Origin of the sequence: Xanthomonas cassavae CFBP 4642 (genome assembly GCF_000454545.1) — a bacterium.
GTDB classification, from domain to species: Bacteria; Pseudomonadota; Gammaproteobacteria; order Xanthomonadales; family Xanthomonadaceae; genus Xanthomonas; species Xanthomonas cassavae.
Window position 1 is genome coordinate 1,810,516 of the sequence record NZ_CM002139.1, and the last position, 14,810, is coordinate 1,825,325.

The following is a 14,810-nucleotide window of genomic DNA, read 5'->3' on the forward strand; positions in this document are numbered from 1 at the left end:
GATGCCGGCATCGTGGCGTCCGGGAAGACCATCGCCTGGGACGACATGCGTGGCTATCTGGAAAAGCGCATGGCCGGCGAGCCGGCAAAGCGTCCCACGGCCCGCAAACTAGCCCGGTAGCATGGCGCGTATCGCGCTGGCACCGGAGGTTGCGCAAGATCTTGAGCGGATCTTCGACCAGCTCCAGCGCCATGAGGCCGCACATGTCACAGCACGCCTGCACGAGATCATTGCGGCAATCGACGTGCTGGAAACCAATCCGCTGATCGGCCGGCCGGCGGCGACAAGCGCGAACTGGTGATCGGTCACGGCGCGCACGGCAATCTGGCGCTGTACTGCCATGTCGCGCAGATCGACACGGTGTTTGTGCTGGCCGTTCGCTCGCAACGTGAGGCGGGCTTTGCGGGGCCATGATGTTCGCAGTTCCCTCATCGCCGTAGCCAAGGCAGGCGTCGCCGCGTCATGCCCCAAACGCACCATCGATCGTATGCATCGCCCCGGTGACAAAGCTCGCTTCCGGGCCTGCCAGCCAGGCCACCATGCCGGCCACTTCGTCGGCGCGGCCGTGGCGTTTGATCGCCATGAAGCTGTGCATCAGGTCTTTCATCGGCCCGTTTTCCGGGTTGGCATCGGTATCGATCGGGCCCGGTTGCACCACGTTGATGGTGATGCCACGCGGCCCGAAGTCGCGGGCCAGCCCGCGCGCCAGCCCTTGCAGCGCGGATTTGCTCAGCGCGTAGGACGCCATGCCGGGCAGCGGCATGCGGTCGCCGTTGACCGAGCCAATCACGATGATCCGCCCGCCGGGCGGCATCTGCCGCGCTGCCTCCACGGCGGCGTGGTAAGGCGCGTGCACGTTGATGCGGAACAGCCGGTCCACGGCGTCCGGATCCTGGTCCAGCGCATCGCCGAACAGCGCGATGCCGGAGTTAACCACCAGCACATCCAGCGGCCCGCTGCGGCGCACCGTGTCGATGACCGCATCGCGGTCGGCGCTGTCGGCCAGCACCGCGGTGCTGCCGGTGTCACCGGCCAGGCGCTGCGCCGCGTCGGCAGAACCGGCATAGGTAAACGTCACCCGTGCGCCCTCGGCCACGAAGCGCCGCACGATGGCGGCCCCAATCCCCCGGCTACCACCGAGCACCAGCACCGACTTGTCTTTGAATGCTGACATGCACTCACCTCGCAATTAATGTAGCGAGTAATACATAATAGATTTCGCCTGCCGTCAAGAGTTTTGTAACTATGACTACAGAAACCCCCCGGGCCCGCGGCCGGCCGCGGGCGTTCGACCCGGACCAAGCGGTCGCCACCGCGCAGCAGCTGTTCCATGCGCGCGGCTACGACGCACTGAGCGTGGCCGACCTCACCCAGGCACTGGGCATCAACCCGCCCAGCTTCTACGCCGCCTTCGGCAGCAAGGCCGGCCTGTACGCGCGCATCCTCGACCGCTATGCGCAGACCGGGGCCATCCCGTTGCCCCAGATCCTGGACACCGCCCGCCCGCTGGCGGACGCCCTGGCCGACGTACTGGAGCAGGCCGCCCGCTGCTACGCCGCAGACCCCGTCGCCACCGGCTGCCTGGTGCTGGAAGGCACGCGCAGCAACGACGCGCAGGCACGCGAGGCCGCCTGCAGTTTTCATGTCGCAGCCCAGGAGTTGATTCGCTCCCACATCGCCAAGCAGTGCCCGCATGACGCAGACCGGCTGGCGGATTTCGTCAGCACCACCATGGCCGGGCTGTCCGCCAGCGCCCGGCATGGGCAGAGCCTGGAGCGTCTGTTGGCGAGTGCGCGCTTGGCGGGGGAGGCGCTTCGGGTGGCGCTACGCGGAATTGGGTGAGCGTGTCTGGCTTCCGCCATTGAGCGGTAGACCCTCGTTTAGTCAGAGCGCTTAGCGAAGACTGCTTGCAAAAAAAGCTCTCTCGCTGGATATTCCATATTCCGGAATATGGAATAAGGCGGTTCGGCTGTGGAACTGAAGCCCCAGGATCTGGTGGTGCTGTACAAGCAGGTCGCCCAGGCGGGCCAGGTCTGGACGTATGCATCCCTTGGAGAAGCGCTGGGCATGAGCCCGTCTCAGGTGCATCGCAGCGTCAAGCGCGCGGTGGCATCCGGCTTGGCGCTGGAAAAAAGCCGTGGCGAGTGGGAGACGGTACGCACAGCGCTGCATGAATTTGCGGTCCACGGCGTGCGCTATGCCTTTCCTGCCGTCATCGGGCCGCTAAGGCGTGGCATTCCTACGGCCTTCGGCGTGCCCCCACTGTCCATTGCCATTTCCAGCTCCCCAGGGGATGCACCGGTGTGGCCAAGCGCGCAGGGCACGGCCAAAGGCCCCAGCTTGTCGCCGTTGTCGGCCGGTGCGCCCAACGCTGCGCTGGCCGACCCTGCCTTGCACCAACTGCTGGCGCTGCAGGACGCCCTACGCAGCGGGCGTGCCCGCGAGCGCACGCTGGCAGCAAGCTATCTCAAACAACTGCTGAGGCTTGGCGATGCGCTCTGACGATCCTAATTTGCCGCACCTGCTTGTGATTGCGAATGCATTGGGCGAGCTTTGCGAACACGTAGTCTTCCTCGGCGGAGCAGTCGTTGGCCTGCTGGTATCCGATCCATTGGCGGAAAGCGTCCGCGCCACCTATGACGTCGATGCGGTGGTCAATCTTGATTGGTCCCGGTTCCGCGGTATCGAGGCGCGTGTGGAATCGCAGGGCTTTGCGCGCGAGATGCAGAGCGGTGTCGTCTGCCGCTGGGTACACGAAGCGTCGGGCGTCCTCTTCGACCTGATGCCGGTGGATGCCGGCGTGCTTGGCTTCTCCAACCGCTGGTACGCCCATGCTGTAGAGACGGCCCAAGTGGTGGCCTTGAGCGATCGCCTGTCCATCCGCCTGGTGACAGCGACAGCATTCGTGGCGACCAAGCTCGAAGCCTTCGTTACCCGGGGCAACAGCGACTTCCTTTCCAGTCACGACCTGGAGGACGTTCTCAATGTCATCGATGGCCGGGCCGAGCTGGTGGAAGAGTTTGCCGTGGAGCATGCAGACCTTCGGCATTGGGTTGCCGACGTGTTCGTGGGGCTGGTGGATAACCCGGCTTTTGTGAACGCGTTGCCGGGATTGGTCGCCGAACCGGAGCGCGCAAGCGTCGTGCTTCAGCGTCTAGGTACCATTGCATCAGCGTAGCTGCGACATCGTCGGCTTAGGTCTGCAAAGAAAACCTTGAAGCACCGCCGCCCGCTTGCGATGATGCATCGCAACTGCAACGCACTGGGCCTGCCATGAAATCCGCATCTCTTCCATCGCTTCGGGTAGACCCGGCGCTGCGCCAAGCGGCCGAGGCCGTGTTGCAAGAGGGCGAGACGCTGTCCAGCTTCGTCGAGCACTCCGTGCGCGCCCAGGTGCAGCAGCGGCAGCAGCAGGAAGCCTTCATTGCGCGCGGGCTGGCCTCGCGTGACAGCGCCAAGGCATCAAACCGATATAGCGACGCGAAGGATGTGCTGGCCGGGCTGCATTCCCAACTGGACAAGGCGCGCAAGGGCTAAGCCAAGGTGGGATTTTCCGTCCGCTTCACTCAGGAAGCGCGCGACGATCTCGTGCGTCTTTACGACTGGCTGCTACAGCGTGCCAAAGGCGACTTCACCGTGGCCGAGCGCGCGCTGCAGGCCATCCGCGACGGCGTCACCGTGCTCGAACTAGCCCCGTTGAGCTGCCGCAAGGCGGGGTTGGCGGACCCGTTCTTGCGGGAGCTGGTGATCGGCTTCGGTGCCAGCGGTTATGTGCTGCTGTTTGAGGTTGAAAGCGATCAGGTCGTCACCGTTTTGGCAGTCAGGCATCAGCGTGAAGACGACTATCATTAAGCACGGTGTTAGCGCCAACGTCGTGCCACAGGGGAAGTAGATGGCCAATATCAGCAGGCGCCGCAGCTGCTAGCGTGTGCGCTCGTTGTTCTGTGCTCTAAAAGGTTGCCAGGGAAATGCACATCATAAGTTGCCGGATTGAATGGATGAGTTTGCTTGGAACATAATCTTACACCTCACCAATCCAAGTATTTTGCATGGCTACTTACGCGTCGTGCGGCGGGCGACTCCGTGGAATCACTAGCCTCAACGCTGGTTGACTCACAGGTTGACCTGATTAGCCCCGACTCTCAGCCATGAAAATTGCTCGCTGCACGTAAAACCGGCTCTGGGCATGGTGTGGATTGCATCATGGCCGTGGCAAGTCGTGGCAGCATCTCGCGCAAGCGGAATCGACGATTAAAACGATAGGCCGCTTCTCCCAGGTAACGCCTTGCGTATTTGCCTTGCGCGATGGCGTGATACACGCCACTGATGGCGCGTTTGAGATTGCCCAGCACCACGTTGAGCCAACGTGCACCGGCCGTTTCGGTCGCGGCACGACCACCGCCAGTGTCCAGCGTGGTGTGCGCGTGGCCGGCGTCTTCTAGCCGGCGGAAGCAGGCCAGCCCATCGGTGTAGACCTCGCATTCGGGCGCCAAGCGACGGGCAATCCAGTCCTGCAGCGAGGTGTTGTCGAAGCTGCGCACCGGCTCGATCACCACAAAGCGCGGCGCGGTGAAGGTGGCATCGGTCTGCACCGCAATCAGGAACGCTTGTTTGTTCTCCGATCCGCGTCCGGCCTTGCCACCGTTACGCTCGCCGCCGAGATAGGCATCGTCGATCTGCACGAAACCCGCCAGTTTCCGCATGGATTCGCGCTCGGCCATAACCTGCATGATCTTGTGTTTCATCCGCCAGGCCGTCTTGTAGTTGACGCCCAGATGCCGCATCAACTCCAGCGCGGCCATGTTGGTTTTGGTCGAGGTCAGCAGGTGCAACGCCAGCATCCAGGTGCGCAGCGGCAGCTTGGTGCCTTCGAACATCGTGCCTGCAATCAGGCTGGTCTGATGCCGGCACGCGCTGCATTGGTAGTAGATCGCAGCACCCCGCTTGAAACGCGAGCGCACGCGTCCGGCACAAACAGGGCAACGAAAGCCTTGCGGCCAGCGCCACTTGTAAAGCGCGCGATAGCACTTGGCTTCGGTGCCGTAGGACGCGAAGAACTCAGGCATCGACAATCCCGCTTGGAACTGCACGGCATTGATACTCATCACGCCACCTCGTTGGCTTCAGGTGACAGCAGCATCCACCCAGCGCGGCGCAGATCCTGCGACAGGCGGCTGATGGTCAGGGCTAATCAGGAGGCGGCTTGTGGATTACCTGCGATTTGAGGTGTGCGAATAAGATCTTCGGTTTTACTTGACAGCTCAGGATGCCGATAGCAATCTTTCCGTACGGAGCCTCGAAACTCCGCTTACAGCGGTACCCACCTCCGTCATATCGGTGGGTTTTTTGTGCCTGCATGTTCTGTGGGTGCAACCGACGCGATGCTCTGTGTCGGGAGGGCGGCTAATACAACACCCGCAAGGGGAATACGCCCGCCGGCTGTAAGCGGTTTCGAGCCTCCCGACTTCCCGTCCGTCGCTTTGCGGCGGGCGGGCTGATTCCATGGAATGAGGAGCAGGCCATGTCGGACGTTGTACGCGATGCGCAGTCATACCGGGGCTACTACTTGCCAGAGGGCGCGCAATACCGCTTGCAGCAGCTGCGCGACCACATGCGCTTTCTAGCGCGTTTGGCGCAGCCGCGCACACCAGCGGAAGAGCAGGCGCGACAGCCTGCCATCTGCATGGACGAGTTGGCGTTTTGTCTGGAGCTGCTTGCCGATCAGATGACCCATGCGCTGAAGCAGGTGCAGTGGCCGGCGAGTCTGGAAGAATCAGGCGGAAAGTAGCGCTCTTACACCGGCGCAGACTTCAAAATCCCCGACAGACTCTCGCGCAGGATCAACTGCAAATGCATGCGGTTGAGTTCCATGCCGCTGGTCATCACGCTGTGCAGGCCGCCGCACATGGCAGCGACGGCGAAGACGCGGGCCTGGAATTCCTGCTCGCTGCTGGCCGGGTCGGCGTGGCCGCGCAGCAGGCGCTTGAGCAGGGCGCTGAGGTGTTCGATCAGCGATGCGCTCTGCCGGCGCATGAAGGCGGCCAGCACCGGGTCGCGCAGGGTGGCCAGGTGCAGTTCCAGGTCGATGCGGGTGCGCTTGATGTTGATTTCCTGCAGCAGCCATTCTTCGAGCAGGCCGGCGATGAAATCCACCACGTGCACGTTGGCCGGGCGTTCCACCAGCCACATCTGGCGGATGGCGCGCATGTAGTTGCGCTCCAGCAATGCGCGCACCAGCGCGTCCTTGTCTTCGAAACGTTGCAGCAGGCTGCCGCAGCTGACCTTGGCGCGCTCGGCGATCAGCTCGAAGCTGGTGGCACTCAGGCCGATGACGTCGATGCACTGCTCGGTGGCGTCCAGCACCTCTTCCAGCAGCAGTGCTTCGCGCTCTTTTACCGTGCGCAGCAACAGGACGTTGGACATGGGCAGCAGGGTGTCGGGGGGCTGCAGTATACCGGCGCGGCGTTACCCATCCGTTGCGTTCGCTTGTTGCTGTGCCATCAGTCATGCATGCGCGTGCGTATTGAAACACCGGTCACAGATGCGCTGGTCGACCATGTTTTCACGGCGGCTGTGCGACACGTGAGGTCGACGTTGTGCAGGAGAAGCATGTGAGTGAGAAGAGTGCGGTAGCCGGTGTCTCGGCGCAGTGGCCGGCGCGGTTGTGGGTGGTGCGGCATGGGCAAAGCGCGGGCAATGTGGCGCGCGATGTGGCCGAGTCCAACGGCTCGGCCTTGATCGACCTGGAGCACCGCGATGCGGATGTGCCGTTGTCGGCGCTGGGCGAGCGCCAGGCCGAGGCGTTGGGGGCGTGGATGGCCGGTTTGCCCGAGCACGAGCGCCCGACGCTGATCCTGAGTTCCACCTACGTGCGTGCGCGCCAGACCGCCGCTGCGGTGGCGCGTGCGCTGGGGCAGCTGGCCGAGTCGGTCAGCGTGGACGAGCGTTTGCGCGAGAAGGAATTCGGCGTGCTCGACCGCTACACCACGGCCGGCATTCTTGCGACCTTTCCGGAGCTGGCCGAGCAGCGCAAGCTGGTGGGCAAGTTCTACTTTCGCCCGCCCGGTGGCGAGAGCTGGTGCGATGTGATCTTCCGCCTGCGCGGGGTGGTGGGCGATCTGCAGCGCAACCATGTGGGCGCGCGGGTGCTGATCGTGGGGCATCAGGTGATCGTCAATTGCTTCCGCTACCTGATCGAGCGGATGGACGAGGCCACCATCCTGGGCATCGACCGCGAGGGCGATGTGCCCAATTGCGGCGTCACCGAATACGCGGCTGCGGCCGATGGGCAATCGCTGGAATTGCTGCGCACCAAGTTCGTGCCGCCAGAGCTGGCCGACGAGCCGGTGACCACCGAGTCCGACCGCCCGGCCGGGGCGCGCTGATGGCCGCCCCGCGCGTGCGCATGCTCACTGCGGCCGCCTTGCGGGCGATGCCGTTGCCGGCCCCGGGTGGCGACAAGGAGCAGCGTGGGCGCGTGTTGATCGTGGGCGGCTCGATGCGTGTGCCGGGTGCGGTGCTGCTGGCCGGCGAGGCGGCGCTGCGCACCGGTGCGGGCAAGTTGCAGATCGCTACAGCGGCCAGTGTGGCGCCGGGCATGGCCTTGGCGGTACCGGAGGCGCTGGTGCTGGGGTTGGCGCAGAACGGTCAGGGCGAGATCGCGCGCGGGCACCGCGCGCTGGACGGTGCGATGGCGGCCTGCGATGCGGCAGTGATCGGGCCGGGGATGGCGTCGTCGGCCACCACCACGGCGATGGTCAGGCGCGCCGCCGAGCAGGCGGTGTGCACCTTGGTGCTGGATGCCGGTGCGTTGTCGCGTGGCCTGCGGGCGCCGATCGGGCGGCCATTCGTATTGACGCCGCATGCGGGCGAGATGGCAACCCTGGCCGGCGACGACAAGGCGGCGGTGGAAGCGGCGCCGGGCGCGTACGCGTACGCGTTGAAGTTTGCGCAGAAGCTGCGCAGCGTGGTGATCGTCAAGGGCGCGGACAGCTTTATTGCCGGCCCGGATGGAGTGGTGTGGATGCATCGCGGGGGCGCGTCCGGGTTGGGTACGTCCGGGTCTGGCGATGTCCTGGCGGGATTGATTGCCGGCTTTGCCGCGCGCGGCTGCGATGCGTTGACCGCTGCGTTATGGGGCGTGTTTGTGCATGCGGCGGCGGGCAGGCAGTTGGCCAGGCGGATTGGGCCAGTGGGGTTTCTGGCGCGCGAGCTTGGGCTGGAAGTGCCTGGGATTTTGGATCGGTTGGCACGCCGGTGATCGACGCTCGTCGCGTTGATGCGGCGCGCAGACCAAGCCCCTCTCCAGCGGGAGATGGATTGGGGTGAGGGTAGGTTTGCTGGAGTCGTGGGGCTGTCTTTCCAGTTGGGGTTTAGGTTGTTGCCTTGATTGCAGGGGGCGGGTTGCACTCTTGGCAGGCGTACCCTCATCCGGCCCTTCGGGCCACCTTCTCCCGAGGGGAGAAGGGAGTATCCATTGGTGAAAGGGTGCATGGTTGCGCTCGTTTGTTGCGCGATGTTGCGCCGCGTTGGTCGGTTAGGCTTGGTCACCAACCTGGGAGGGTGCACGGTGAAGCGAACGATTGCGTGGTCGATGGTCGGGGTTCTGGGAGTTTGGGGTGCTGCGACTGAAACGGTGTTGGCATCTGCATCTGCATCTGCAACAGCAGCAACAGCAACAGCAACAGCAACAACGCCGATTCCGATGCCGGCATCGCCTGCATCCACGCCCGCATCGAAGGCGGTAGAAGCTGCGGTTGCGGATGCTGCTGTTCCGCCAGCCGCCGCCGGTGCACTACGCGTTTACACCTCTGCCCAGGGCGCAACGCAGCAGATGCGTGTCAGCACTGTCGATGCGCCCACCGCCGGACATGCGTTGACCGAGAAGGAGAACTCCATCTTCGTCAATCCGCAGCGGCGCTTCCAGGAGGTGCTGGGCATCGGTGGGGCGATCACCGATGCCAGTGCCGAGACCTTCGCCAGGCTGCCCAAGCCTGCGCAGCGCGCCTTGCTCACTGCCTACTACGACCCGCAAAAGGGCATCGGCTATACGCTGGCGCGCACCACCATCCACAGCTCGGATTTCAGCAGCGGCAGCTACACCTACATCAAGGAAGGCGATGCGGCGCTGAAGAGCTTTTCGGTCAGGCACGATCAGCGTTATCGCATCCCGATGCTGCGCCAGGCCATTGCGGCGGCCGGCGGCAAGTTGACGACATTTGCCAGCCCGTGGAGCGCGCCGGCCTTTATGAAAGACAGCAACAACATGCTCAAGGGCGGCAAGTTGCTGCCCGCGTATGCGCCGGCCTGGGCCACCTACTACACGCGCTTTATTGCGGCCTACGAGAAAGCCGGCATCCCGATTTGGGGCATCAGCCTGCAGAACGAGCCGATGGCGGTGCAGACCTGGGAGTCGATGGTGTTTTCCGCCGAGGAAGAGCGCGACTTTTTGAAGAACCACCTCGGCCCGACGATGGAGCAGGCCGGCTATGGCGACCGAAAGATCATCGTGTGGGACCACAACCGCGACATGATGCTGCACCGCGCGCATGTGATCTTCGACGATCCGGAAGCGGCGAAATACGCGTGGGGCATGGGCTTCCACTGGTACGAGACCTGGGCCGGGTTCGCGCCGATGGTAGAGAACGTGGCGGCGGTGGCACAGGCGTACCCGGACAAGCCGCTACTGCTGACCGAAGCGGCGGTGGAAAAGTTCGATCCGGCAAAGTTGCAGTACTGGCCCAACGGTGAGCGCTATGGCACCGCCATCATCAACGATCTCAATCATGGGGCGGTGGGCTGGACCGACTGGAATATCCTGCTCGACCAGCACGGCGGGCCGAACCACGTGGGCAACTACTGTTTTGCGCCGGTGCATGCCGACACGCGCACCGGCGAGGTGATCTACACGCCAAGCTATTGGTACATCGGCCACTTTTCCAAGTTCATCCGCCCCGGCGCGCGGCGGGTGAGTGCGGCCAGCAGCCGCAGCAATCTGGCAACGACGTCCTTTCTCAACACCGATGGCAGCCTGGCCACGGTGGTGATGAATGCCAGCGATGTGGCGATCCGTTACAACCTGTATGTGGGCGAGGCATCGAGTGAATTGGAGATCCCGCCGCATGCGATCCAGACGGTGGTGATGACGCAATAAGCGCAGGCCGTGGGCGGACCATTGGTGGGGTTGCGTACCCTCATCCGCCCTTCGGGCACCTTCTCCCGGTGGGAGAAGGGAAGCTTCGCATGATCGAAGCCGTCTTTGCGTAGCTGGTCGAACTACCTTGCGGTTCGGTGGTGCTGATGCATCAGCATTCGAGACTGCCGCCACTACCAAAAGCGCCATTGAAGAAAACCCCGCCGACCACTGCGCATGCAGCGATCGGCGGGGTTCTGGTGACGTGACGTTGGAAGTGCGCTTTAAGCTAACTCAGGACAGCAGCAACCCACCGGTGGCACCGAATACTTCGCCCGTCACATAGCTGGATTCCTGCGAGGCCAGGATCACATACAGCGGCGCCATCTCCACCGGCTGGCCGGCACGCTTGAGCGGGGTTTCCGAGCCGAACTCGGGAATCTTTTCCGGCGGCTGGCCACCGCTGGGTTGCAGCGGGGTCCACACCGGCCCGGGCGCGACGGCATTGACGCGGATGCCCTTCTCGGCGACCTGCTGGGCCAGGCCCTTGGTGAAGTTGACGATGGCCGCCTTGGTGGACGCGTAGTCCAGCAGCGTCGGCGAGGGCTGGTAGGACTGGATCGAGCCGGTGTTGATGATGGATGCGCCCGGCGGCAGGTGCGGAATGGCCGCCTTGCACAGCCAGAACATCGCGTACACGTTGCTCTTGTAGGTGGCGTCGAACTGCTCGGTGGTGATGTCGGCGATGTCTTTCATCGCGGTCTGCTTGCCGGCGATATTGACCAGCAGATCCAGCCCACCGAGCTCCTTGACCGCGCGTGCGACCAACTGGTTGCAGAAAGCCTCATCCTTGAGATCACCGGGGATGCTGATCGCCTTGCGGCCTTCGGCCTCGATCAACTTCACCACCTCCGCAGCGTCCTGCTCTTCTTCCGGCAGGTAGTTCAGCACGATGTCGGCGCCTTCGCGTGCGTAGGCGATTGCAGTGGCGCGGCCAATGCCCGAGTCGGCGCCGGTGATCAGCGCCTTGCGGCCCTTCAGGCGGCCGAAGCCCTGGTAGCTCTGCTCGCCGTGGTCGGCCTTGGGCTGCAATGCATGGATGGTGCCCGGCGCTTCCTGGGTCTGCTCGGGGAACTTGGGCTGTGGAAACTGGGTGAGCGGGTTCTGCATTTCGTACTGGTTCTTGGTGCTGGACATGCGCTGGCTCCTGCAGTGGGGGATGGCAGGGCCGCAGCGTGCTGCGGCCGATGCGGAGCAGTCTGGAAACCACGGCGATGCGTGCGGGTGAACGAATGTTGTGCATGATGTGAACGCGCCACGCAGATGGCGTGCGTGCGGTGCTGCTGCGCCGTGCACGCAGGCCACGACCAGGAGGACCGCAATGCAGTGTGTAGGGATCGATGGCGCCGGCAGCGGCTGGCTGGCGGTGTGGCAGGCCGGCGATGGATTGCAGTTTGCCGGCTATCCCACAGTGGCCGCGGTGGCGAGCGCATTGGGGGACGTTGCTGTGCTGGGCGTGGATATTCCGATCGGTTTGAGCGAGCACGCGCCACGCGCCGCGGATGTGCAGGCGCGGCGCTTTGTGGGTGGGCGCCGCGCATGCAGCATCTTTGCCGCGCCATTGCGCGGCATGCTGCATGCACCCACGCAGGTGGACGCCTCTGCGTTGCATCGGGTGCTGGACCACGACGGGCAGCGTGGCTTTGGCGTGCAGTCGTTTGCGCTGCTGTCGAAGATTCGTGCCTGGGACGATGCCTTGCGCGCCGATCCGGCGTGGGCGGAGCGCGTGTTCGAGGTGCACCCGGAGGTGTCGTTCGCCGTGCTCGCCGGCGGGCTTGGCCTGGCGGCGGGCAAGAAGAGCAGCGCGGGCCACCAACAGCGCGCCGCCTTGCTGGTCCAGTGCTATGGCGCCAGGCAGGTGGCCGCGTTGCTGGAGCGCGTGCCGCGTGCGCTGGCCAAGCCGGACGATGTGCTCGATGCCCTGGTGGCCTGCTGGAGCGCGCAGCGCATTGCCGCGGGCACCGCCGGCAGCCTGCCGGCGGTGGTGGAGCGCGATGCCTGCGGGCTACGCATGGGCATCCACTACTGACTCAGCGCGTCTGCGTCGACATCGAATACGGCCGCTGCGCCGGATCGGTGGCCCATTGCGTGTTCGGCGTGGCCTGCATGCGGAAGCGCAACTCGCCGCCGGCCTGGATTTCTTCATGCGTGAGGTAGGCGCGGGTCAGCGGCTGGCCGTTGAGGGTGACGCTGCCGACGTAGCTGCGCGCCTTGCTCAGGCCATCGGCAATCACGCTGAAGCGCTTGCCATTGGGCAGCTTGAGCGTGGCGCGCGGCAGGAACGGGCGGCCGATGATGTACTGGTTGCTGCCCGGTGCCACCGGATAAAAACCCAGCGTGGTGAACACGTACCAGGCCGACATCTGGCCGAGGTCGTCGTTGCCGGCCAGGCCCTCTGGGCCGGCGTGGTATTGGGTGTCCATGATCTGGGTCAGTCGCGCCTGGGTGCGCCAGGGCTGGCCGGCGTAGGCGTACAGGTAGGCGACATGGTGGCTGGGCTCGTTGCCGTGCGCGTACCAGCCGATCAGGCCGGTGATGTCTTCCATATGCGCGAACACCTTGGGGTCGACCTTGGCATCGAACACCGCATCCAGGCGCGCCAGCAGTTTGTCGTCGCCGCCATGTGCGGCGGCAAGCCCGGCGACGTCCTGCGGCACATACCAGGAGTATTGCCAGGCATTGCCTTCGGTGTAGTCGCTGCCGTAGCCGCTGGCCGAGGGGTCGAATGGTTCGCGGAAGTTGCCGGCACGCGTGCGTGCACGCATGTAGCCTGTAGCGGGATCGAAGGCGTGTTTCCAGTTGCTAGCGCGCTTGCTGAATTCTGCGGCGATGGCAGGCTTGCCAAGCTTGTCGGCCATGCGCGCGATGGTCCAGTCGTCGAAGGCGTATTCCAGCGTCTTGGAGGCGGCTTCGCCTTCTTCATCGATGGGCACGTAGCCCAGCTCGCGGTACTGCGCGATGCCGTCGTAAGGGCCGTAGTTGGCGCTGGCGACCATGGCATCGAGCGCTTCGTTGGCATCGAAGCCGCCGATGCCTTTCATGTAGGCATCGGCAATCACCGGCACGGCGTGGTAGCCGATCATGCACCAGGTTTCCAGGCCGTGGAACGCCCAGACGGGCAGGATGCCGTAGGCGCTCTCGCGGCGTGAGGCGAGCAAGGAATTGACCATGTCGCTGCTGCGTTGTGGCGGCTGCACCAGGGTCAGCAGCGGATGCAGGGCGCGGTAGGTGTCCCAGAGCGAGAAGGTGGAATAGTTGGTCCAGCCACGCGCCTGATGCACGGCATTGTCCGGCCCGCGGTACTGGCCATCGCTGTCCATAAACAGGGTGGGGCCGAGCAGAGTGTGATAGAGCGCGGTGTAGAGCTGGGTGCGTTGTTGCGGCGTGCCTTGCGCATCGATCGCCGACAGCGCCTGTGTCCACTGCGCGCGTGCATCGGCGCGCACGCGGTCAAAATCGAAATCGGGCACTTCCGCGTCGAGATTGGCGATGGCGCCGGCCTCGCTGACCGGCGACAGCGCAACCTTGACCACCAGCGGCGTGCCATCGTTGGCGACGTCGAACACGCCGACCAGTTGCCGGCCTTCGATCTGTGCGCGCTGCGCGGGGTTCTTCTCGCCCGGCGGCGGAAATCCCTTGTACGGGATGTCCTGCTCGGTGTCGTGCAGTTGGGTAGCGGTGAGTGGGCGCGAAAAACGCATGGCGAAGTACAGCTGCCGGCCAGGTGCCCAGCCGCGGGTTTCGCGAAAGCCGGTGACGGTGCCGTCGCCGCGCACGCGCAGCCGCGACCACTGCACCTTGCCGGGGTAGTCGTACAGGCTGGTGCGCAGGTCCACCAGCACATGCGCCGGCGTGCCTTTGGGGAAGGTGTAGCGATGCACACCCACGCGCGCACTGGCGGTGAGTTCGGCGCGGATGTTGCGGTCCTTCAAGGTCACCGCGTAATAGCCGGGTTGCACCTGCTCGCTGGCATGGTCGAACTGCGCGGTGTAGCCGCTGCCCGGTGTGGCGGCATCGCCGCGTTCGAGTCTGACCTGGCCGGTCTGCGGCATCAGCAGCACGTCGCCCAGGTCCGAATGCCCGGAGCCGGAAAAGTGCGTGTGCGAGAAGCCGACAATCGTGGTGTCGCCGTGCCGGTAACCGGCGGCCCAGCCATAGGCCTCCTTGCGCGGCTTGATCTGCGTGTCCGGGCTCAGCTGCACCATGCCGAACGGCAGCGTGGCACCGGGATAGGTGTGGCCTTCGCCACCGGTGCCGATCAACGGGTCGACCGCGCTGAAACCCGCGTCGTCCCCACGTGGCGCCGCATTGCCGGCAAAGCTGACGCAGGCGGCAAGCAGCGCCAGCCAACGCAGGGGAGAGAAGGCGATTGAGCGATGCTGCATGCGAACGGTTCCAGGCGGATGCAGCGCCGGACCGTAGCACAGCTGTCGGGCCTGATCGCATGACGTCCATGCCTGCATCGTTGAGCTCGCTAACCCGTGCGGGGCTGGCGGCGGTGATGCGTGCGCCTGTCTTTGAGAGGTTGCCGGCGTTGCGCGCAGGAGACTGCGGATGCGCAGGTCGGTCGCCCTTCTGCACGGAACGAGCGCAATGCCAGCAACTGCGAGAGAGCGTG

General features: G+C 64.7%; 16 protein-coding genes. 11 read left to right on the forward strand and 5 right to left on the reverse strand.

Going from position 1 to position 14,810, the window contains the following annotated elements; genetic code table 11:
- Positions 1–121: 121 nt before the first annotated feature.
- Positions 122–301 (forward strand): hypothetical protein, encoded by a 180-nt coding sequence (locus XCSCFBP4642_RS30720; protein WP_425480171.1) that lies wholly within the window; start codon positions 122–124, stop codon positions 299–301.
- A gap of 159 nt (positions 302–460) precedes the next feature.
- Here the strand turns inward: XCSCFBP4642_RS30720 and bdcA are convergent, their stop codons facing one another.
- The gene (gene bdcA / locus XCSCFBP4642_RS0108135) at positions 461–1,174 is read right to left on the reverse strand and encodes an SDR family oxidoreductase (protein ID WP_005913962.1); all 714 of its coding nucleotides are present in this window, start codon (positions 1,172–1,174) and stop codon (positions 461–463) included.
- Positions 1,175–1,245: 71 nt separating this feature from the next.
- Here bdcA and XCSCFBP4642_RS0108140 point away from each other — a divergent pair, with 71 nt between their 5' ends.
- The 5 genes from XCSCFBP4642_RS0108140 to XCSCFBP4642_RS0108160 all read left to right on the forward strand — a co-directional run bounded on the left by XCSCFBP4642_RS0108140 (position 1,246) and on the right by XCSCFBP4642_RS0108160 (position 3,852).
- Positions 1,246–1,842, forward strand: a complete 597-nt coding sequence (locus XCSCFBP4642_RS0108140) for a TetR/AcrR family transcriptional regulator (protein WP_029219350.1) — start codon at positions 1,246–1,248, stop codon at positions 1,840–1,842.
- A 129-nt stretch (positions 1,843–1,971) separates the two neighbouring features.
- Positions 1,972–2,502: a hypothetical protein gene (locus XCSCFBP4642_RS0108145; RefSeq protein WP_029219351.1), complete on the forward strand. Its 531-nt coding sequence runs from the start codon at positions 1,972–1,974 to the stop codon at positions 2,500–2,502.
- The gene (locus XCSCFBP4642_RS24345) at positions 2,492–3,178 is read left to right on the forward strand and encodes a hypothetical protein (protein ID WP_033898158.1); all 687 of its coding nucleotides are present in this window, start codon (positions 2,492–2,494) and stop codon (positions 3,176–3,178) included. Before XCSCFBP4642_RS0108145 ends, XCSCFBP4642_RS24345 begins: the two co-directional genes overlap by 11 nt.
- Before the next feature lie 95 nt (positions 3,179–3,273).
- Positions 3,274–3,537, forward strand: coding sequence for a YlcI/YnfO family protein (locus XCSCFBP4642_RS0108155; RefSeq protein ID WP_029219353.1), 264 nt, complete (start codon positions 3,274–3,276; stop codon positions 3,535–3,537).
- Between the two features lie 6 nt (positions 3,538–3,543).
- Positions 3,544–3,852: a type II toxin-antitoxin system RelE/ParE family toxin gene (locus XCSCFBP4642_RS0108160; RefSeq protein ID WP_029219354.1), complete on the forward strand. Its 309-nt coding sequence runs from the start codon at positions 3,544–3,546 to the stop codon at positions 3,850–3,852.
- Positions 3,853–4,142: 290 nt separating this feature from the next.
- On the opposite strand, the gene XCSCFBP4642_RS0108165 is transcribed toward XCSCFBP4642_RS0108160, so the two are convergent.
- Positions 4,143–5,105, reverse strand: coding sequence for an IS1595 family transposase (locus tag XCSCFBP4642_RS0108165; protein ID WP_006448937.1), 963 nt, complete (start codon positions 5,103–5,105; stop codon positions 4,143–4,145).
- A 416-nt stretch (positions 5,106–5,521) separates the two neighbouring features.
- Between XCSCFBP4642_RS0108165 and XCSCFBP4642_RS0108170 the strand changes: the two genes are divergently transcribed.
- Positions 5,522–5,788 carry an XAC0095 family protein gene (locus XCSCFBP4642_RS0108170; protein WP_029219355.1) on the forward strand — a complete coding sequence of 89 codons (267 nt, stop codon included), beginning with the start codon at positions 5,522–5,524 and terminating at the stop codon, positions 5,786–5,788.
- A gap of 5 nt (positions 5,789–5,793) precedes the next feature.
- Here XCSCFBP4642_RS0108170 and XCSCFBP4642_RS0108175 read toward each other — a convergent pair whose 3' ends face one another.
- Positions 5,794–6,423, reverse strand: coding sequence for a TetR/AcrR family transcriptional regulator (locus XCSCFBP4642_RS0108175; RefSeq protein ID WP_029219356.1), 630 nt, complete (start codon positions 6,421–6,423; stop codon positions 5,794–5,796).
- A 173-nt stretch (positions 6,424–6,596) separates the two neighbouring features.
- On the opposite strand from XCSCFBP4642_RS0108175, the gene XCSCFBP4642_RS0108180 reads away from it, so the two are divergent.
- From XCSCFBP4642_RS0108180 to XCSCFBP4642_RS0108195, 3 genes are all read left to right on the forward strand, one after another.
- Positions 6,597–7,385 carry a histidine phosphatase family protein gene (locus XCSCFBP4642_RS0108180; protein WP_033898159.1) on the forward strand — a complete coding sequence of 263 codons (789 nt, stop codon included), beginning with the start codon at positions 6,597–6,599 and terminating at the stop codon, positions 7,383–7,385.
- Entirely contained in the window at positions 7,385–8,260 is an 876-nt protein-coding gene (locus tag XCSCFBP4642_RS0108185) for an NAD(P)H-hydrate dehydratase (RefSeq protein ID WP_029219358.1), read from the forward strand. Before XCSCFBP4642_RS0108180 ends, XCSCFBP4642_RS0108185 begins: the two co-directional genes overlap by 1 nt.
- 444 nt (positions 8,261–8,704) lie before the next feature.
- Positions 8,705–10,153, forward strand: a complete 1,449-nt coding sequence (locus XCSCFBP4642_RS0108195) for a glycoside hydrolase family 30 protein (protein ID WP_425480172.1) — start codon at positions 8,705–8,707, stop codon at positions 10,151–10,153.
- A 273-nt stretch (positions 10,154–10,426) separates the two neighbouring features.
- On the opposite strand, the gene XCSCFBP4642_RS0108200 is transcribed toward XCSCFBP4642_RS0108195, so the two are convergent.
- Positions 10,427–11,329 (reverse strand): SDR family oxidoreductase, encoded by a 903-nt coding sequence (locus XCSCFBP4642_RS0108200; RefSeq protein ID WP_029219360.1) that lies wholly within the window; start codon positions 11,327–11,329, stop codon positions 10,427–10,429.
- Positions 11,330–11,513: 184 nt separating this feature from the next.
- Between XCSCFBP4642_RS0108200 and XCSCFBP4642_RS0108205 the strand changes: the two genes are divergently transcribed.
- The gene (locus tag XCSCFBP4642_RS0108205) at positions 11,514–12,221 is read left to right on the forward strand and encodes a DUF429 domain-containing protein (protein WP_029219361.1); all 708 of its coding nucleotides are present in this window, start codon (positions 11,514–11,516) and stop codon (positions 12,219–12,221) included.
- 1 nt (position 12,222) lies between these two features.
- Here XCSCFBP4642_RS0108205 and XCSCFBP4642_RS0108210 read toward each other — a convergent pair whose 3' ends face one another.
- Positions 12,223–14,577 carry a GH92 family glycosyl hydrolase gene (locus tag XCSCFBP4642_RS0108210; protein ID WP_029219362.1) on the reverse strand — a complete coding sequence of 785 codons (2,355 nt, stop codon included), beginning with the start codon at positions 14,575–14,577 and terminating at the stop codon, positions 12,223–12,225.
- Between the last annotated feature and the right edge of the window lie 233 nt (positions 14,578–14,810).